We start from the raw sequence: 20,704 nt of genomic DNA, 5'->3' as shown, positions 1-20,704 counted from the left end.
TCATGAAAGTTTATTACGATAAAGATTGTGACCTGTCGATCATCCAGGGCAAGAAAGTCGCCATCATCGGTTACGGTTCCCAGGGCCACGCTCAAGCGTGCAACCTGAAAGATTCCGGCGTTGACGTTACCGTTGGCCTGCGCAAAGGCTCGGCTACCGTTGCCAAGGCAGAAGCCCACGGCCTGAAAGTGACTGACGTTGCTTCCGCTGTTGCGGCTGCCGACCTGGTCATGATCCTGACCCCGGACGAGTTCCAGTCCGCGCTGTACAAGAACGAAATCGAGCCGAACATCAAGAAGGGCGCCACCCTGGCCTTCTCCCACGGCTTCGCGATTCACTACAACCAGGTTGTGCCACGTGCTGACCTCGATGTGATCATGATCGCGCCGAAGGCTCCGGGCCACACCGTGCGTTCCGAGTTCGTCAAGGGTGGCGGTATCCCGGACCTGATCGCTATCTATCAGGACGCTTCGGGCAACGCCAAGAACGTTGCGCTGTCCTACGCGGCCGGTGTTGGCGGCGGCCGTACCGGTATCATCGAAACCACCTTCAAGGACGAGACTGAAACCGACCTGTTCGGCGAACAAGCCGTACTGTGCGGCGGTACCGTTGAACTGGTAAAAGCCGGTTTCGAAACCCTGGTTGAAGCTGGCTACGCGCCAGAAATGGCCTACTTCGAATGCCTGCACGAACTGAAGCTGATCGTTGACCTCATGTACGAAGGCGGTATCGCCAACATGAACTACTCGATCTCCAACAACGCCGAGTACGGTGAGTACGTGACTGGCCCGGAAGTGATCAACGCCGAGTCCCGTCAGGCTATGCGCAACGCCCTGAAACGCATTCAGGACGGCGAGTACGCCAAAATGTTCATCAGCGAGGGCGCTACCGGCTACCCTTCGATGACCGCCAAGCGTCGTAACAACGCCGCTCACGGTATCGAAGTCATCGGCGAGCAACTGCGCTCCATGATGCCGTGGATCGGTGCCAACAAGATCGTCGACAAAGCCAAGAACTAAGTCGTACGTATCAAGGGAAAACGCGGCTTCGGCCGCGTTTTTTCGTTTGGGCAAGCCGGTTCTGGTATAAAGCTGCATCGTTTGCCGGCGAACACTCGCGGCAAGTATCTGTCGAATTTTTTTCACACCGTTGCAAGGTAAAGTCCATGAGCGAACGTCCCGAAGAGCCAAACCAGGCTTCTGACGCCGAAAGCCTGCTACCGATCGATGAACATGTCGAAGAAGGGCATGACGCGGAAGGCCGCAAGGTCCGGCATCGTGGCATCTATCTGCTGCCCAACCTGTTCACCACGGCGAACCTGTTTGCCGGCTTCTATTCCATCATCAACTCGATGAGTGCCCAGAGCGCGCTGGCGGCAGGGGATGCCGCGAGTGCCAGCAAGTACTTTGGTTTTGCGGCCATCGCCATCTTCGTCGCCATGGTGCTTGATGGCCTGGATGGTCGTGTCGCGCGCATGACCAATACCCAAAGTGCCTTCGGTGCCGAGTACGACTCGCTGTCGGACATGGTTGCCTTTGGTGTTGCCCCTGCGTTGCTGGCGTTCGCCTGGGCGCTGGGTGATATGGGTAAGGTCGGCTGGATGGTGGCCTTCATCTATGTGGCGGGCGCAGCGTTGCGCCTGGCGCGCTTCAACACTCAGGTAGGCACTGCCGACAAGCGCTACTTCATTGGCCTGGCCAGCCCGGCGGCTGCTGGCGTGGTGGCGGGAATCGTCTGGGCGTTCAGTGACTACGGCATCCAGGGTTCGAAGATGTCGTTCCTGGTGGCGTTGATGGTTGCGGCGGCCGGCATGCTGATGGTCAGCAACATCAAGTACAACAGCTTCAAGGAGCTCGACCTGAAGGGCCGTGTACCGTTCGTGGCGATTCTTGTTGTGGTGCTGGTGTTTGCGGTGGTGTTCAGTGACCCGCCGAGAATTCTATTGCTGGCCTTCCTGGTCTACGCTGCTTCCGGGCCGATTCAGTATCTGCTGCATCTGCGCCGGGACAAAACGTTGCCTTAATGTAATTTCCCTCATACTCCGCAGTCTATTGGTGCACCTGTCCTCCAATGCTGCGGAGTTGCCATGTTAATCAAATTGCCCAAAGCGTCCGATTGCCACGAGTCGGATGTCACGCCTGAATCCTTCTATCTCTCTCGCCGCAGCTTGCTCGGTGGTGCGCTTGCCGGTATTGCCGCCAGCAGCCTGCCACGTTGGGCCAGTGCCGAAGAGGCGGCACGTTATGCCGATGTCGAGCCGGGCAAGGCGCCCAGCTGGTTTGCGCAAAAGTTACCAGGCACGAAGTGGCAGGCAGTTACGGTCAAGGATGAGGCCATCACGCCGTTCAAGGATGCGACCCACTACAACAACTTCTATGAGTTCGGCACAGACAAGGGCGATCCGGCGGCAAACGCGGGTTCACTCAAGACTGAGCCCTGGAGTGTTGTGATTGATGGTGAGGTCGGCAAGCCTGGGCGCTACGCCCTGGAAGACTTCATGAAGCCCTACGAGTTGGAAGAACGCATCTACCGTCTGCGTTGCGTCGAGGCGTGGTCGATGGTTATCCCCTGGATTGGTTTTCCTATTTCCGCCTTGCTCAAGCAGGTTGAACCTACCTCCAAAGCAAAATTCATCCGCTTCGAGACGCTGCAGGATCCGAAGAGCATGCCGGGTCAGCGCTCCAGCTTTGGCCTGATCGACTGGCCTTATATAGAAGGGCTGCGTCTGGACGAGGCGATGAATCCATTGGCGATCCTCGCCGTAGGTATGTACGGGCGAGAGCTGCCTAACCAGAACGGTGCGCCCTTGCGTTTGGTGGTGCCTTGGAAGTATGGCTTCAAGAGCGTGAAGTCGATTGTGCGGATCAGCCTTGTGAGCGAGCAGCCTAAAACGACCTGGCAAAGCATCGCTGCCGATGAGTACGGATTTTATGCGAACGTGAACCCTACGGTTGATCATCCGCGTTGGACACAGGCGCGTGAGCGTCGGTTGCCGAGCGGCCTTTTCAGTCCGAACGTGCGTGAGACGCAGATGTTCAATGGCTATTCGGATGAGGTTGCTTCTCTCTATACAGGTCTCGACCTGAAGAAGAACTACTGATGCGGTATTCGGCCTGGCGCATCGGCGTCTTTATTGCAGCTGCCGTATGGCCGTTGTTCTGGCTATATGAGGCCTGGAGTTTTGCCCTGGGGCCCGACCCGGGCAAAGTGCTGGTTGATCGCCTAGGGCTGGGCACCTTGATTCTTTTGTTGGTCACGCTCGCGATGACGCCGCTGCAGAAGTTGAGCGGTTGGGCGGGGTGGATAGCGGTGCGTCGTCAGCTGGGGTTGTGGTGCTTTGCCTATGTGGTACTGCATCTGGCGGCTTATTGCGTATTCGTCCTCGGGCTTGACTGGTCGCAGCTGGGTGTGGAATTGCGTAAGCGCCCGTACATAATTGTCGGTGCGTTGGGGTTTTTGTCTCTACTGGTTTTGGCTGTGACCTCCAATCGTTACAGCCAGCGTCGGCTGGGCAGTCGCTGGAAGAAATTGCATCGCTTGGTGTACGTGATTCTGGGGCTCGGTTTGCTGCACATGCTGTGGATAGTCCGGGCTGACCTTAAGGAGTGGGCTATCTATGCTTCTATAGGTGCGCTACTGCTGATTTTGCGTGTGCCGCCGGTGATGCGTCGGATCCCGCGTCTTATTACTAAAAAAGCGCCCTCAGCAACAAAAGCGTAATTAACCCTTGACGGCAGATTCTGGAAGCCTATAATTCGCCCCACTTCCGGCGCAGTCGAAACGGAAAACTCCTTGGTAAACAATGAGTTAAGTAGGTTTCAGCAGCAGGGTGCTTCAGTTCATCGAAGCCAAAAGGAAGTTGAAAAAGAGGTGTTGACAGCAGCGTGTAACGCTGTAAAATTCGCCTCCCGCTTACGAGAGATCGCAAGCGCAAGTGGTTGAAGTTGTTGAAGAAATCTTCGAAAACTTCTGAAAATAACCACTTGACAGTAAATGAGGCTGCTGTAGAATGCGCGCCTCGGTTGAGACGAAAGATCTTAACCAACCGCTCTTTAACAACTGAATCAAGCAATTCGTGTGGGTGCTTGTGGAGTCAGACTGATAGTCAACAAGATTATCAGCATCACAAGTTACTCCGCGAGAAATCAAAGATGTAACCAACGATTGCTGAGCCAAGTTTAGGGTTTCTTAAAAACCCAAAGATGTTTGAACTGAAGAGTTTGATCATGGCTCAGATTGAACGCTGGCGGCAGGCCTAACACATGCAAGTCGAGCGGTAGAGAGAAGCTTGCTTCTCTTGAGAGCGGCGGACGGGTGAGTAATGCCTAGGAATCTGCCTGGTAGTGGGGGATAACGTTCGGAAACGGACGCTAATACCGCATACGTCCTACGGGAGAAAGCAGGGGACCTTCGGGCCTTGCGCTATCAGATGAGCCTAGGTCGGATTAGCTAGTTGGTGAGGTAATGGCTCACCAAGGCGACGATCCGTAACTGGTCTGAGAGGATGATCAGTCACACTGGAACTGAGACACGGTCCAGACTCCTACGGGAGGCAGCAGTGGGGAATATTGGACAATGGGCGAAAGCCTGATCCAGCCATGCCGCGTGTGTGAAGAAGGTCTTCGGATTGTAAAGCACTTTAAGTTGGGAGGAAGGGCAGTTACCTAATACGTGATTGTTTTGACGTTACCGACAGAATAAGCACCGGCTAACTCTGTGCCAGCAGCCGCGGTAATACAGAGGGTGCAAGCGTTAATCGGAATTACTGGGCGTAAAGCGCGCGTAGGTGGTTTGTTAAGTTGGATGTGAAATCCCCGGGCTCAACCTGGGAACTGCATTCAAAACTGACTGACTAGAGTGTGGTAGAGGGTGGTGGAATTTCCTGTGTAGCGGTGAAATGCGTAGATATAGGAAGGAACACCAGTGGCGAAGGCGACCACCTGGACCAACACTGACACTGAGGTGCGAAAGCGTGGGGAGCAAACAGGATTAGATACCCTGGTAGTCCACGCCGTAAACGATGTCAACTAGCCGTTGGGAGCCTTGAGCTCTTAGTGGCGCAGCTAACGCATTAAGTTGACCGCCTGGGGAGTACGGCCGCAAGGTTAAAACTCAAATGAATTGACGGGGGCCCGCACAAGCGGTGGAGCATGTGGTTTAATTCGAAGCAACGCGAAGAACCTTACCAGGCCTTGACATCCAATGAACTTTCCAGAGATGGATTGGTGCCTTCGGGAACATTGAGACAGGTGCTGCATGGCTGTCGTCAGCTCGTGTCGTGAGATGTTGGGTTAAGTCCCGTAACGAGCGCAACCCTTGTCCTTAGTTACCAGCACGTCATGGTGGGCACTCTAAGGAGACTGCCGGTGACAAACCGGAGGAAGGTGGGGATGACGTCAAGTCATCATGGCCCTTACGGCCTGGGCTACACACGTGCTACAATGGTCGGTACAGAGGGTTGCCAAGCCGCGAGGTGGAGCTAATCCCACAAAACCGATCGTAGTCCGGATCGCAGTCTGCAACTCGACTGCGTGAAGTCGGAATCGCTAGTAATCGCGAATCAGAATGTCGCGGTGAATACGTTCCCGGGCCTTGTACACACCGCCCGTCACACCATGGGAGTGGGTTGCACCAGAAGTAGCTAGTCTAACCTTCGGGAGGACGGTTACCACGGTGTGATTCATGACTGGGGTGAAGTCGTAACAAGGTAGCCGTAGGGGAACCTGCGGCTGGATCACCTCCTTAATCGACGACATCAGCTGCTCCATAAGTTCCCACACGAATTGCTTGATTCATTGAAGAAGACGAAAGAAGCAGCCCGAAATTGGGTCTGTAGCTCAGTTGGTTAGAGCGCACCCCTGATAAGGGTGAGGTCGGCAGTTCGAATCTGCCCAGACCCACCAATTTTGTGTGGGAAACGCCTGTAGAAATACGGGGCCATAGCTCAGCTGGGAGAGCGCCTGCCTTGCACGCAGGAGGTCAACGGTTCGATCCCGTTTGGCTCCACCACTACTGCTTCTGTCGGTATAAAGCTTAGAAATGAGCATTCCATCGTTGTGATGGTGAATGTTGATTTCTAGTCTTTGACTAGTTCGTTCTTTAAAAATTTGGGTATGTGATAGAAAGATAGACTGAACGTTACTTTCACTGGTAACGGATCAGGCTAAGGTAAAATTTGTGAGTTCTCTTAACTGAGAAATTCGAATTTTCGGCGAATGTTGTCTTCACAGTATAACCAGATTGCTTGGGGTTATATGGTCAAGTGAAGAAGCGCATACGGTGGATGCCTTGGCAGTCAGAGGCGATGAAAGACGTGGTAGCCTGCGAAAAGCTTCGGGGAGTCGGCAAACAGACTTTGATCCGGAGATGTCTGAATGGGGGAACCCAGCCATCATAAGATGGTTACCTTACACTGAATACATAGGTGTATGGAGCGAACCAGGGGAACTGAAACATCTAAGTACCCTGAGGAAAAGAAATCAACCGAGATTCCCTTAGTAGTGGCGAGCGAACGGGGACTAGCCCTTAAGTGGCTTTGAGATTAGCGGAACGCTCTGGAAAGTGCGGCCATAGTGGGTGATAGCCCTGTACGCGAAAATCTCTTAGTCATGAAATCGAGTAGGACGGAGCACGAGAAACTTTGTCTGAATATGGGGGGACCATCCTCCAAGGCTAAATACTACTGACTGACCGATAGTGAACTAGTACCGTGAGGGAAAGGCGAAAAGAACCCCGGAGAGGGGAGTGAAATAGATCCTGAAACCGTATGCGTACAAGCAGTGGGAGCCCACTTTGTTGGGTGACTGCGTACCTTTTGTATAATGGGTCAGCGACTTATTTTCAGTGGCGAGCTTAACCGAATAGGGGAGGCGTAGCGAAAGCGAGTCTTAATAGGGCGTCTAGTCGCTGGGAATAGACCCGAAACCGGGCGATCTATCCATGGGCAGGTTGAAGGTTGGGTAACACTAACTGGAGGACCGAACCGACTACCGTTGAAAAGTTAGCGGATGACCTGTGGATCGGAGTGAAAGGCTAATCAAGCTCGGAGATAGCTGGTTCTCCTCGAAAGCTATTTAGGTAGCGCCTCATGTATCACTGTAGGGGGTAGAGCACTGTTTCGGCTAGGGGGTCATCCCGACTTACCAAACCGATGCAAACTCCGAATACCTACAAGTGCCGAGCATGGGAGACACACGGCGGGTGCTAACGTCCGTCGTGAAAAGGGAAACAACCCAGACCGTCAGCTAAGGTCCCAAAGTTATGGTTAAGTGGGAAACGATGTGGGAAGGCTTAGACAGCTAGGAGGTTGGCTTAGAAGCAGCCACCCTTTAAAGAAAGCGTAATAGCTCACTAGTCGAGTCGGCCTGCGCGGAAGATGTAACGGGGCTCAAACCATACACCGAAGCTACGGGTATCACGTAAGTGATGCGGTAGAGGAGCGTTCTGTAAGCCTGTGAAGGTGAGTTGAGAAGCTTGCTGGAGGTATCAGAAGTGCGAATGCTGACATGAGTAACGACAATGGGTGTGAAAAACACCCACGCCGAAAGACCAAGGTTTCCTGCGCAACGTTAATCGACGCAGGGTTAGTCGGTCCCTAAGGCGAGGCTGAAAAGCGTAGTCGATGGAAAACAGGTTAATATTCCTGTACTTCTGGTTATTGCGATGGAGGGACGGAGAAGGCTAGGCCAGCTTGGCGTTGGTTGTCCAAGTTTAAGGTGGTAGGCTGGAATCTTAGGTAAATCCGGGATTCTAAGGCCGAGAGCTGATGACGAGTCATCTTTTAGATGACGAAGTGGTTGATGCCATGCTTCCAAGAAAAGCTTCTAAGCTTCAGGTAACCAGGAACCGTACCCCAAACCGACACAGGTGGTTGGGTAGAGAATACCAAGGCGCTTGAGAGAACTCGGGTGAAGGAACTAGGCAAAATGGCACCGTAACTTCGGGAGAAGGTGCGCCGGTGAGGGTGAAGGACTTGCTCCGTAAGCTCATGCCGGTCGAAGATACCAGGCCGCTGCGACTGTTTATTAAAAACACAGCACTCTGCAAACACGAAAGTGGACGTATAGGGTGTGACGCCTGCCCGGTGCCGGAAGGTTAATTGATGGGGTTAGCTAACGCGAAGCTCTTGATCGAAGCCCCGGTAAACGGCGGCCGTAACTATAACGGTCCTAAGGTAGCGAAATTCCTTGTCGGGTAAGTTCCGACCTGCACGAATGGCGTAACGATGGCGGCGCTGTCTCCACCCGAGACTCAGTGAAATTGAAATCGCTGTGAAGATGCAGTGTATCCGCGGCTAGACGGAAAGACCCCGTGAACCTTTACTATAGCTTTGCACTGGACTTTGAATTTGCTTGTGTAGGATAGGTGGGAGGCTTTGAAGCGTGGACGCCAGTCTGCGTGGAGCCAACCTTGAAATACCACCCTGGCAACTTTGAGGTTCTAACTCAGGTCCGTTATCCGGATCGAGGACAGTGTATGGTGGGTAGTTTGACTGGGGCGGTCTCCTCCTAAAGAGTAACGGAGGAGTACGAAGGTGCGCTCAGACCGGTCGGAAATCGGTCGTAGAGTATAAAGGCAAAAGCGCGCTTGACTGCGAGACAGACACGTCGAGCAGGTACGAAAGTAGGTCTTAGTGATCCGGTGGTTCTGTATGGAAGGGCCATCGCTCAACGGATAAAAGGTACTCCGGGGATAACAGGCTGATACCGCCCAAGAGTTCATATCGACGGCGGTGTTTGGCACCTCGATGTCGGCTCATCACATCCTGGGGCTGAAGCCGGTCCCAAGGGTATGGCTGTTCGCCATTTAAAGTGGTACGCGAGCTGGGTTTAGAACGTCGTGAGACAGTTCGGTCCCTATCTGCCGTGGACGTTTGAGATTTGAGAGGGGCTGCTCCTAGTACGAGAGGACCGGAGTGGACGAACCTCTGGTGTTCCGGTTGTCACGCCAGTGGCATTGCCGGGTAGCTATGTTCGGAATAGATAACCGCTGAAAGCATCTAAGCGGGAAACTAGCCTCAAGATGAGATCTCACTGGAACCTTGAGTTCCCTGAAGGGCCGTCGAAGACTACGACGTTGATAGGTTGGGTGTGTAAGCGCTGTGAGGCGTTGAGCTAACCAATACTAATTGCCCGTGAGGCTTGACCATATAACACCCAAGCAATTTGCGTCGAAAGGCCAGATTGCGGTGTGTGAAGACGCAATGAACCGAAAGTTCGACGCTCGCAAAACACCGACTTCTATTACATACCCAATTTGCTGAAGCGAGGCCAGCTGGTCACGACTCAGTACCCGAATTTCTTGACGACCATAGAGCATTGGAACCACCTGATCCCATCCCGAACTCAGCAGTGAAACGATGCATCGCCGATGGTAGTGTGGGGTTTCCCCATGTGAGAGTAGGTCATCGTCAAGATTAAATTCCAGAACCCCAATTGCGAAAGCAGTTGGGGTTTTGTTTTGGGCGGTCGAAAAGTGTCTGGACGCTCATTGCAGTGGTCTTCAGTGCTAAAGTCCATGCCTCGATTTTTGCTTTTCCAAGGAAACCGTTATGCCGGGTGCGACGTCCCTCAGCGCTGGATTCATGGTGGTTCACGGTAACCGCCTGGACGAGTTGCGCAGCCTGGTCGTGAGCTGGATGCGTCGCTATCCCCTGGCGCCTCTGGAAAATGAAATCGCCCTGGTCCAAAGCAACGGCATCGCCCAATGGCTCAAGCTTGCCCTGGCCGAAGACCCGCAAGAGGATGATATGGGCGGCTGTGGCATCGCAGCGGCAATCGATGTGCAACTGCCCGGCAGCTTCATGTGGCAGCTCTATCGCATGGTGTTGGGGCGTGACGAAATCCCCTCCAAGTCTCTCCTTGATAAGGCCCCGTTGACCTGGCGCCTCATGCGTCTGCTCCCCGAGCTTATCGACCAACCCCACTTCGAGCCGCTGCAACGCTTCCTGACCCACGACACCGACCTGCGCAAACGCTACCAGCTCGCCGAGCGCCTGGCCGACTTGTTCGACCAATACCAGGTGTACCGCGCCGATTGGCTGGAAGACTGGGCAGCGGGCCGTCATCAGTTACGCAACGGACGCGGCGAAGCCAAACCGCTTAACCCCGCCAACTGTTGGCAGGCCGAGTTATGGCGCGCATTGCTGCTCGACGTAGGTGCACAGGGCATGGCCCAGAGTCGCGCGGGCGTTCACCAGCGCTTTATCGAACGCATCAACACGCTCGAGCAAGCGCCTCCTGGCTTGCCTTCCCGCGTGATCGTCTTTGGCATTTCATCGCTGCCCGCCCAAGCGCTCGAAGCCCTGGCGGGCCTGGCCCGTTTCAGCCAAGTTCTGCTGTGCGTGCACAACCCTTGCCGCCATCATTGGTCGGACATCGTGGCCGACAAGGACCTGCTGCGTAACGAATACAAGCGCCAAGCGCGCAAAGCGGGCATGCCGGTCACCATCGATCCACAAACGTTGCACCAGCACGCCCACCCCCTGCTCGCCGCCTGGGGCAAGCAGGGCCGTGACTACATCAGCCTGCTGGACAGTTACGACGACCCCAACAGCTACCGCGCCGCCTTCCGTGATGGTCGTATCGACCTGTTCAGCGACAGCCAGCCCACCACGCTGCTCAACCAGCTTCAGGACGATATTCTCGAACTGCGCCCACTCGATGAGACCCGCGAGCGCTGGCCGGCGGTCGACTTGCAGAATGACTCATCCATTCGCTTCCACATCGCCCACAGCGCCCAGCGCGAAGTAGAGATTCTCCACGACCAATTACTCCAGCGCTTCAGCGCCGACCCCACATTGCGCCCTCGGGACATCATCGTTATGGTCCCCGATGTCGACAGCTATGCACCCCACATTCGCGCGGTTTTCGGCCAGCTGGAAAGAAATGACCCACGCTTCATTCCGTTTACCCTGACAGACCAGGGCCAACGCGGCCGCGACCCGCTGTTGATCGCCGTGGAGCACCTGCTCAAACTCCCCGACAGCCGCTTCCCTGTCAGTGAGATTCTCGACTTGCTCGACGTTCCCGCCCTGCGCGAACGTTTCGCCATCCATGAGCGCGACCTGCCGACGCTGCACCGCTGGATTGAAGGCGCCGGCATCCGCTGGGGGCTCAATGCCGAACAGCGCGCCGGCTTGGGGCTACCCACGGAACTGGAGCAGAACAGCTGGCGTTTCGGCCTGCGGCGCATGCTGCTGGGTTACGCCGTCGGCACCGGTGTCGCATGCGATGGCATTGAGCCCTACGACGAGATCGGTGGGCTTGATGCCGCACTGATTGGCCCACTGGTCGCCTTGCTTGATGCGTTAAACGACGCGCATCACGCCCTGTCACAACCAGCGCCTCCACAGGCGTGGGGCGAACGCCTGCAACGCTTGATGCAGCTGTTTTTCCTGCCCAGCAGCGAGCACGATGACTACCTGTTGGGCCAACTCGAGCAATTGAGAGAGACCTGGCTGGAAACCTGCGAGTCCGTCGGCCTGCAAGACGAATTACCGCTGACTGTGGTCCGCGAGGCTTGGTTAGCCGGGCTTGACCAGGGCCGCCTGTCCCAGCGTTTCCTCGCGGGAGCGGTCAACTTTTGCACCCTGATGCCCATGCGTGCGATCCCGTTCAAGCTGGTCTGCCTGCTCGGCATGAACGACGGCGACTACCCGCGCGCCCAACCCCCGCTGGACTTCGACCTGATGGGCAGCGATTACCGTCCCGGCGACCGTTCCCGCCGTGAAGATGATCGCTACCTGCTGCTCGAAGCTCTGCTTTCCGCGCGCGACCAGCTCTATATCAGTTGGGTCGGCCGCAGCATCCGCGACAACAGCGATCGCCCGGCCTCGGTGCTGATCGGCCAATTGCGCGACCATCTCGCCAGCGGCTGGCATAACGCCCAAAGCGAGCACCCCCTGATCGAAGCGATGACCCAGGAACACCCGCTCCAGCCTTTCAGCGCTCGCTACTTCCATGAAGGCGACCCGCTGTTCAGTTACGCCCGCGAATGGCAGTTGCTGCACCAAGCCCCCGCCGCAGTGACACAGGAGCACGCGTTGGCGCCGCACCACCAGGAAGATCCCCTGAGCCTCGGCCAGTTGCAGGATTTTCTGCGCAACCCGGTAAAACATTTCTTCAGCCAACGTCTGAAAGTCTTCTTCGAAGCCGCCGAAGTCCCGCTGGCCGACGAAGAACCTTTTGTCCTCGACGCGCTGCAACGCTACAACCTCAGCGACAGTCTGCTGAACGCGGCACTGACCCGGCCCGACCAGTTCGACCAGGCCCTCAACGCCCAAGCCCTGCGCCTGCAGGGCAGTGGCCTGCTGCCTATGGTCGGTTTCGGCGAATGCCTGCGTAACGAGCTGATCGAGCCGTTGCCGGATCTGCTGCAGCGCTACCAACACCTCCTGGCGCTCTGGCCAACCCCGCATACCGGCGCGGAACCTATCAGTTTTGAATATCAGGGCATCCAACTCGAAGGCTGGATCAGCGGCCTGCATCGCCGCAGTGATGGCGGATTGTTAAGCGTTACCACCATCCCTAACAGCATCGGCTCGATCAAGACGCGCAAGTGGCACCGTCTGATTCGCCCTTGGGTCAATCACGTGGTCGCCTGTGCCTGCGGCGTGCCGTTGAGTACCGGTTTGGTGGCGAGTGACGACACCCTGCTGCTGGCCCCCCTCGACACATCCGCCGCTCGGAGCATCCTCGGAGACTTGCTGCTCGCCTGGCACACCGGCATGAGCCAACCGCTGCCCGTCGCCGTCAAAACCGCCTTTGCCTGGCTCGGCCAAACCGACCCGGCCAAAGCCCAGGCCGCTGCCTGCAAGGCCTACGAGGGCGACGGTATGACCACCGACGGCGAACGCCGCGAAACGCCCGCGCTCACTCGCCAATTCCCCGACTACGCCGCGCTGGTTGCCAGCGAAGAATTCGAAGGCTGGTGCGAAACCCTGTATCGCCCGCTGATCAACGCCCCATGGCGTTCACTGTCCAGCGAAGGGGCCGACGCATGAATGGCAAACCCTTGGCCTTGGCCTTCCCGCTCAAAGGCAGCCAGCTGATTGAAGCCAGCGCGGGCACCGGCAAGACCTTTACTATTTCGGCCTTGTACCTGCGCCTGGTCCTCGGCAACGGCGGTGATGAGTCCGGCTTCGGCCGCGAATTGCTACCGCCGCAAATCCTGGTGGTGACCTTTACCGAGGCGGCCACCAAGGAATTGCGTGAACGTATCCGTATTCGCCTGGCGGAAGCCGCGCGCTTCTTCCGGGGCGAAATCGAGCAGCCCGACGCCTTGATCGCCGACCTGCGCGGCCAATACCTCGAGGAACAGTGGCCCGCCTGCGCCAATCGGCTGGACATCGCCGCGCAATGGATGGACGAGGCCGCAGTCTCGACGATCCACAGTTGGTGCCAGCGCATGCTGCGCGAACACGCCTTCGACAGCGGCAGCTTGTTTACCCAGACCCTGGAAACCGATCACAGCGACCTGCTCGGTGAGGTGCTGCGCGACTATTGGCGTCTGTTCTGCTACCCGATGCACGATGACGCGCTCAACTGGGTGCGCAACCACTGGGGCGGCCCGGCCGCGCTGATGCCACGGGTGCGCGCACTGTTCGGCAGTGAGCGGCCCGCCGAAGACAGCCGCGAGCCGGCTGAAATGATCACCGCCTGCCTGCAAGAGCGCCGCGAGGCCTTGGCCAGCATCAAGGCACCATGGCAGCAGTGGGCCGCAGAGCTGCGTGATCTCTGCCTGCAAGCTGTTGCTGCCAAGGCGGTCGACGGTCGTAAAATGCAGGCGCGTTACTTCGAGCCCTGGTTCGAAAAAATCAGTGCCTGGGCCGCGGACGAAACCCTGGAGCAACTGGACATCGGCACCGGTTTCACCCGTCTGACCCCCGAAGGCATGGCCGAAGCCTGGAAAGGCGAGCCGCCGCAGCATCCCGGCATCGATGCCATGGCCGGTCTCAAAGCTGCCCTTGACGCCTTGCCAACCCCGGACGCTGCCGTGTTGCAACACGCCGCCGCCTGGGTGGGCAAGCGCTTCGAAGAGGAGAAGCGGCGCCGCGCTGAAATGGGTTTCGACGACATGCTGATCCGCCTCAACGCCGCGCTGCAGGCCGACGGCGGCGAGCGCCTCGCCAGTGTGATCCGCGATCAATTCCCGGTGGCCTTGATCGATGAATTCCAGGACACCGACCCGGTGCAATACAGCATCTTCGACAGCATTTACCGCATCGAAGAAAACCACCTGGACAGCGGCCTGTTCCTGATCGGCGACCCCAAACAGGCGATCTACGCTTTCCGCGGCGCGGATATCTACACCTACCTGCGTGCCCGGCAATTCACCACCGGTCGTCATCACACCCTGGGCACCAACTTCCGCTCCAGCCATGCGATGGTCGAGGCGGTGAACCATGTGTTCCAACGCGCGGAAACAGGCCGAGGCGCATTCCTGTTCCGTGAACCCGACGGCCATAACCCGGTGCCGTTTCACCCGGTGCTGTCCCAAGGCCGTAGAGAACAGCTGCAGGTCGACGGCCAAACGCTAGCGGCGATGAACTTATGGCACCTGCCCACCGACCAGCCGATTTCCAATGCGGTGTATCGCCAGCAACTGGCCGCCGCTTGCGCCACGCAGATCGTCGCGTTGCTCAATGGCGGTCAGCAAAGTAGCGCGGGTTTTGTAAAAGACAGTACCTTCAAAGGGGTGCTGCCGTCAGACATCGCCATCCTCGTGCGAGATGGCAAGGAAGCCCAGGCCGTGCGCGCCGAACTGGCGGCGCGAGGCGTGCGCAGTGTGTACCTGTCAGATAAGGACTCGGTCTTCGCCGCCCAGGAGGCCCACGATCTGCTGGCCTGGCTCAAGGCTTGCGCGGAGCCGGACGTGGAACGCCCGCTGCGCGCGGCCCTGGCCTGTGTCACCTTGAACCTGTCACTGGCGGAACTGGAACGTCTGAATCAGGACGAACTGGCGTGGGAAAGCCGCGTGATGCAGTTTCGTGGCTACCGCGCGATCTGGCGCACCCAAGGCGTACTGCCAATGCTGCGCCGCCTGCTGCATGACTTCCAGCTGCCGCAAACCCTGATCGCCCGCAGCGACGGCGAGCGTGTGCTCACCAACCTGTTGCACCTGAGCGAACTGCTGCAACAGGCCGCGTCCGAACTGGACGGCGAACAGGCGTTGATTCGCCATCTTGCCGAGCACTTGGCGCTGTCGGGGCAGGCCGGCGAAGAGCAGATCCTGCGCCTGGAAAGTGATGAGCAACTGGTCAAGGTGGTGACGATCCACAAATCCAAGGGCCTCGAATACGATCTGGTGTTCCTGCCCTTCATCTGTTCGGCCAAACCCGTGGACGGCAGCCGCTTGCCACTGCATTACCACGACCAGCAGGGCAAATCCCAGGTGAGCCTGCGGCCCACCGCTGAGTTGATCGCCCAGGCTGACGATGAGCGCCTGGCCGAAGACCTGCGCTTGCTTTATGTGGCACTGACCCGCGCCAAGCATGCCTGCTGGCTGGGCATCGCCGATCTCAAGCGGGGTAACAGCAGCAGCTCGGTGCTGCACCTCTCGGCGCTGGGTTATTTGCTTGGCGCCGGTGCGTCGCTGGGTGAGTCCGCCGGCCTGGCACGCTGGTTGATGGATCTGCAGGAGGGTTGTCCGGCGATCAGCTATGCTCACGTGCCGCAAGCGCAAGACATCGTCTTCCATCCGCCGCGCAATGAAGCCACTTTGCTGGCCCCGCTGCTGCCCAAGCGCAAGGCCGCGGAGAACTGGTGGATCGCCTCCTACAGCGCGTTGCGCATTGGCGACAGCATGAGCGCGGTAAATCTCGAAGCGCCTGAGAGCCCGCAGGCCCAGAAACTGTTCGATGACGAGCGCCTGGACCCCGACGCACCACGGGAAGTGGCAGCGTCTGGCGGTGATATTCATCGATTCCCACGCGGTCCGAATCCAGGGACCTTCCTTCACGGCTTGCTGGAGTGGGCCGGTGAGGAAGGTTTCAACGTGAGCCCCGAGGCCATCGAAAAAGCCGTCGGAGCCCGTTGCAACCGCCGCAATTGGGAAGGCTGGATCGTTACCCTCAGCGCTTGGCTTGGCCACTTGTTGCAAACGCCACTGCCGCTGTATGACGGTCGGGTCAGCCTCAGCACCCTGCAGCAGTATCAGATCGAGATGGAATTCTGGTTCGCCAGCCATAAGGTCGACGTACTGGCCCTCGACAAACTGGTGTGCCAGTACACCCACAACGGCGTTTCCCGCGTGGCAGCCGAACCGGTGCTGCTCAACGGCATGTTCAAGGGCTTTATCGACCTGACCTTCGAGCACGACGGCCGCTATTACGTGGCTGACTACAAATCCAACTGGCTAGGCCCCGACGATTCGGCCTACACCCTGGATGCCATGGAACAATCGATCCTCGAGCATCGGTATGACCTGCAATACGTGCTTTACCTGCTGGCACTGCATCGTCAGCTCAAGGCGCGCCTGCCTGACTACGACTATGAACGCCACATCGGCGGTGCCCTTTACCTGTTCCTGCGCGGCACGCAATCGGTGAGTCAGGGCGCGTATTTCACCCGGCCGCCGCGAGAGCTGATCGAAGGGCTGGACCTGTTGTTCCAGGGCAAGCCTATCCCGCCCAAAGCCGAGCCTGCCTGGGAACAAGGAGTGCTGCTATGAGCCTGTCGCCGCTACTGCTGGAGGAACTGACGCCCCTCAGCCGCGCCGCCGACCTGGTGCACCTGCTGGAGCGTTGGGTCGAACGTGGCTGGCTGCGGGCGCTGGACAAAGCGTTCGTGGGCTTCTTGCATGAGCTTGATCCAGAGGCCGATCCCCTAGTGCTACTGGCGGCGGCATTGACCAGCCACCAATTGGGTCACGGCCATGTGTGCCTCGACCTGTTCGAAACCCTCAAGGCGCCGGACTTTGCCTTGTCGTTGCCGCCCGAAGGTGACCTGCAAACCGGTGCGATGCTGTTGCCGTCGCAATTGCTCGAAGGTCTGGACGGCGCCCACTGGTGCCATACGCTGGCCTCCAGCCGCTTGGTTGCGCTGGCGGTCGATGGCAGTGAGTCGGCCCAAAGCCGTCCGTTGGTGCTGTCCGGAAAGCGTCTCTATCTGCGCCGCTATTGGGCTTACGAACGGCGCATCGACAGCGCCTTGCGTCGGCGCCTGGCCAGCCACGAAAGCGTCGCCGCCGACTTGCCGCAGCGCCTGAACGGTTTGTTCGATCAACCGGCGCCCGAGGGCGTGATCGACTGGCAAAAACTCGCCTGTGCCCTGGCCACCCGTGGCGCATTCAGCATCGTCACGGGTGGCCCCGGCACCGGCAAGACCACCACCGTGGTTCGCCTGCTCGCGCTGTTGCAGGCGCCGGCCGTGGAAACCGGCAATCCCTTGCGTATCCGCCTGGCCGCGCCCACCGGTAAAGCCGCCGCACGTCTTACCGAGTCCATCAGCCAGCAAGTGCTGTCGCTGAAAGTGCCCGACACTGTGCGCGAAAAAATCCCGACCCAGGTCACCACGGTTCATCGCTTGTTGGGCAGTCGCCCGGGCACTCGGCACTTCCGTCATCACGTCGGCAACCCTTTACCGCTGGATGTGCTGGTAGTGGACGAAGCGTCAATGATCGACCTGGAAATGATGGCCAACCTGCTCGACGCCTTGCCGCCCCATGCTCGCCTGGTGCTGCTGGGGGACAAGGACCAACTCGCCTCGGTAGAGGCGGGCGCCGTGCTGGGCGACTTGTGCCGCGATGCCGAGGCCGGTTGGTACAGCCCGGCCACTCGTCAATGGCTACAAGCGGTCAGCGGCGAAGACCTCGGCAACAGCGGCTTGCAAGAGGATCTCGATGGCAGCCATCCCCTGGCCCAGCAGGTGGTGATGCTGCGCTACTCCCGTCGTTTCGGCGAGGGCAGCGGCATCGGCCAACTGGCGCGTTGGGTGAACCAGCAGAACGCTGAAGAAGCGCGCAAGCTGCTGGCCGCGCGCAGTCATGACGACCTGTTCTGCCTCAGCCTCAAGGGCGAGCACGATCATGCGCTTGAGCGCCTGGTACTGGATGGGCAGGGCGACGGCGCCCAGGGCTATCGCTATTACTTGAACCTGTTGCAGTCGGCGCGTCCTGCAGTGGCGACCCCGCGTGACGACCACGCCTGGACCCACTGGGCGCAACAACTGCTGCAGGCCTTCGACGCGTTCCAGCTGCTCTGCGCAGTACGCAAAGGCCCTTGGGGAGTCGAAGGGCTGAACCTGCGCATCACCGCCGCCTTGCGCAAGGTGCGGCTGATCGAGGGCGATGAGCAGTGGTATGAAGGCCGCCCGGTGTTGATGACCCGTAACGACTACGGCCTCGGCCTGATGAACGGTGACATCGGCATCGCCTTGAAGCTGCCCGAAAGCGACGGTGGCCCCCAGGTGCTGCGCGTGGCCTTCCCGCGAAATGACGGTCAGGGCGGTGTGCGCTTCGTGCTGCCCAGCCGGCTCAACGACGTGGAAACGGTCTATGCCATGACCGTGCACAAATCCCAGGGGTCGGAATTCACGCACACCGCGCTGATCCTGCCGGACGCGTTGAACCCGGTACTGACCAAGGAGCTTATCTACACCGGTATCACACGCGCCAAACGCTGGTTCAGCCTGATCGAACCGCGTGCCGGGGTATTCGAGGAAGCCGTACGGCGCAGGGTCAAACGCTTGAGCGGGCTGATGCTTGAGCTGGACGCCACACCCGAAGAAACTGACTGAACGGTCATGTAATATTTTTGATTCAGTTGTCAGACTTTTCTGAAAAAATAGGCGGTCCCGCGAAAGGCTCGCTTCGTGGGGGCTTCCGCCGCTGTGCTATCGTTGCGGCATCACTTTGAAATTTCTTGAGAGAATCGCTGCATGAACGTGGCCGTCTCGCTCACCGAGCGTAGTTTGAGCTGGAGGCGCCTGTTACAGGTGGTGGTGCTATGCCTGCTCACTCCGCAGGCGTGGGCGCAAACGCCCAGCCCGGCTGAGCAGCGCGCCCAGGCGGTCACTCAAGTCGTGCTCGGTATCCTCAGCTATGCCCGTTGGCCGGTGGAGCCTGCGCAATTGCGCCTGTGTATCGTCGGGCCCACCCAATACACCGACGATCTGATCAAAGGCACCACCCAGGCGACCGGCCGTCCGGTGGTCGTGCGGCGCCTGCTGGCGAACAACCCCGATATCGTCAGTGCCTGCGATGCCGTTTACATCGGCAAACTCAGCGCTGACGAACGCACCGCGTTGTTTGCCTCATTGATGGGGCACCCGGTGCTCAGCATCAGCGAAGGCGGTGACCATTGCACCGTGGGTAGCCTGTTCTGCCTGCGGGTGAGTGATGCGCAGGTGTCGTTCGAGGTGAACCTGGACTCCGTCGCCCGCAGCGGCGTACGCATTCACCCCAGCGTGCTGCAACTGTCGCGCCGTCGAGCGCCGGCGCCGTGAGGCCTTTTAAAGCGCGGCCGACCCTGGGCTCGGTCATCGGCAGAGGACACTTGATCCTGGCCCTCGTGGCAGTGACCCTGGCCAGTGTGTCCCTGACCCTGCTCGGCGTGCTGGCACTGCGGGTGTACGCCGAACATAACCTGCACTTGATCGCACGCTCGATCAACTACACGGTGGAAGCGGCAGTGGTGTTTGACGACAGTGCTGCAGCCACTGAAGCCCTTAGCCTGATCGCCTCCACCGAAGAAGTCGCCCAGGCCGAAGTCTTTGACGCGAGCGGCAAACTGCTTGCGCAATGGGTGCGGCCGAACACGGGCATGTTGTCACGGGTTGAGCTTGAGCTGGCGCATGCTTTGCTCGAACAGCCCATCAGCCAGCCGATTCTTCATCAAGGGCAAACGGTCGGCAGCATTCACCTGACCGGTCATGGTGGCAGCCTGTTGCGCTTCCTGCTCAGTGGCCTGGCAGGCATTGTGATCTGCACCGCGCTCAGCGCCTGGATAGCCCTGCACCTGGCACGGCGTCTGTTGAAGGGGATCACCGGGCCGCTGCAAAGCCTCGCCGCCGTGGCCCACGCCGCACGCAGTGAGCGCGATTTCGACCGCCGCGTACCGCCTGCGAAGATCGCCGAACTCGACAGCCTTGGCAGCGACTTCAACGCCCTGCTTGGCGAGATGGAAGCCTGGCAGAGTCACCTGCAAAGCGAAAACGAAACCCTTGCCCACCAGGCCAGCCACGACAGCCTCACCGGCCTGCCCAACCGTGCGTTCTTCGAAGGCCGCTTGATTCGGGCCTTGCGCAGCGCCGCCAAGACCAACGAGCGGGTGGCGGTGCTGTTTCTCGACAGCGATCGGTTCAAAGACATCAATGACAATTTCGGCCACGCCGCCGGCGATGCCGTGCTGATGGCCGTTGCAGACCGTGTGCGGGCACAACTGCGCGAAGATGACTTGGTGGCACGCCTGGGCGGCGATGAGTTCGCCGTCCTGCTCGCGCCGCTGCACAAAGCCGAAGATGCGCAACGCATCGCCGACAAGATCATTGCCAGCATGGACAAGCCGATCCCGCTGCCCGGCAACACCCAGGTCGTGACCTCCCTCAGTATCGGCATCGCCATTTATCCCGAGCATGGCGCCACGCCAGGCACCTTGCTCAATGCCGCCGACGCGGCGATGTACCAGGCCAAACGGCTGTCCTCGGGCAGCCAGCAAACGGCGGAGTCGGAGCACCCTGTCGTCAATGTCCAACACAGGAGTTAA

9 protein-coding genes, 2 tRNA genes and 3 rRNA genes are annotated in these 20,704 nt (G+C 58.7%); all 14 read left to right on the top strand.

Going from position 1 to position 20,704, the window contains the following annotated elements:
* The first annotated feature begins 2 nt into the window (after window positions 1–2).
* On the top strand, window positions 3–1,019 hold the full coding sequence (gene ilvC, locus C4J94_RS23050) for a ketol-acid reductoisomerase (RefSeq protein WP_003176099.1): 1,017 nt from the start codon (window positions 3–5) through the stop codon (window positions 1,017–1,019).
* A 146-nt stretch (window positions 1,020–1,165) separates the two neighbouring features.
* Complete coding sequence (pssA, locus tag C4J94_RS23045; protein ID WP_003176097.1) at window positions 1,166–2,023, top strand: CDP-diacylglycerol--serine O-phosphatidyltransferase; 858 nt, start codon at window positions 1,166–1,168, stop codon at window positions 2,021–2,023.
* A 63-nt stretch (window positions 2,024–2,086) separates the two neighbouring features.
* On the top strand, window positions 2,087–3,100 hold the full coding sequence (gene msrP, locus C4J94_RS23040) for a protein-methionine-sulfoxide reductase catalytic subunit MsrP (RefSeq protein WP_124388209.1): 1,014 nt from the start codon (window positions 2,087–2,089) through the stop codon (window positions 3,098–3,100).
* Window positions 3,100–3,720: a protein-methionine-sulfoxide reductase heme-binding subunit MsrQ gene (msrQ, locus tag C4J94_RS23035; protein ID WP_124388208.1), complete on the top strand. Its 621-nt coding sequence runs from the start codon at window positions 3,100–3,102 to the stop codon at window positions 3,718–3,720. The genes msrP and msrQ overlap by 1 nt, the downstream gene beginning before the upstream one ends.
* 488 nt (window positions 3,721–4,208) lie before the next feature.
* Window positions 4,209–5,745: ribosomal RNA gene (locus C4J94_RS23025) — 16S ribosomal RNA — on the top strand.
* Window positions 5,746–5,826: 81 nt separating this feature from the next.
* Window positions 5,827–5,903: transfer RNA gene (locus C4J94_RS23020), tRNA-Ile, on the top strand.
* 30 nt (window positions 5,904–5,933) lie between these two features.
* Window positions 5,934–6,009: transfer RNA gene (locus C4J94_RS23015), tRNA-Ala, on the top strand.
* Between the two features lie 247 nt (window positions 6,010–6,256).
* Window positions 6,257–9,148, top strand: a 23S ribosomal RNA gene (locus C4J94_RS23010).
* A 151-nt stretch (window positions 9,149–9,299) separates the two neighbouring features.
* Window positions 9,300–9,415: ribosomal RNA gene (gene rrf / locus C4J94_RS23005) — 5S ribosomal RNA — on the top strand.
* The 16S, 23S and 5S rRNA genes sit together here with 2 tRNA genes alongside, the layout of an rRNA operon.
* 135 nt (window positions 9,416–9,550) lie before the next feature.
* Entirely contained in the window at window positions 9,551–13,003 is a 3,453-nt protein-coding gene (gene recC / locus C4J94_RS23000; RefSeq protein WP_124388207.1) for an exodeoxyribonuclease V subunit gamma, read from the top strand.
* Window positions 13,000–16,671: an exodeoxyribonuclease V subunit beta gene (gene recB / locus C4J94_RS22995; RefSeq protein ID WP_124388206.1), complete on the top strand. Its 3,672-nt coding sequence runs from the start codon at window positions 13,000–13,002 to the stop codon at window positions 16,669–16,671. Before recC ends, recB begins: the two co-directional genes overlap by 4 nt.
* Window positions 16,668–18,737, top strand: coding sequence for an exodeoxyribonuclease V subunit alpha (gene recD, locus C4J94_RS22990; protein WP_124388205.1), 2,070 nt, complete (start codon window positions 16,668–16,670; stop codon window positions 18,735–18,737). Before recB ends, recD begins: the two co-directional genes overlap by 4 nt.
* A 141-nt stretch (window positions 18,738–18,878) precedes the next feature.
* Complete coding sequence (locus C4J94_RS22985; RefSeq protein WP_124388204.1) at window positions 18,879–19,445, top strand: YfiR family protein; 567 nt, start codon at window positions 18,879–18,881, stop codon at window positions 19,443–19,445.
* Window positions 19,442–20,704 (top strand): diguanylate cyclase domain-containing protein, encoded by a 1,263-nt coding sequence (locus C4J94_RS22980; protein ID WP_124388203.1) that lies wholly within the window; start codon window positions 19,442–19,444, stop codon window positions 20,702–20,704. Before C4J94_RS22985 ends, C4J94_RS22980 begins: the two co-directional genes overlap by 4 nt.

It is taken from the genome of Pseudomonas sp. R5-89-07, assembly GCF_003851685.1.
Classification (GTDB): Bacteria; Pseudomonadota; Gammaproteobacteria; order Pseudomonadales; family Pseudomonadaceae; genus Aquipseudomonas.
The sequence above is the reverse complement of the archived record's forward strand: the minus strand, read 5'-3'. Positions and strand labels throughout refer to the sequence as shown.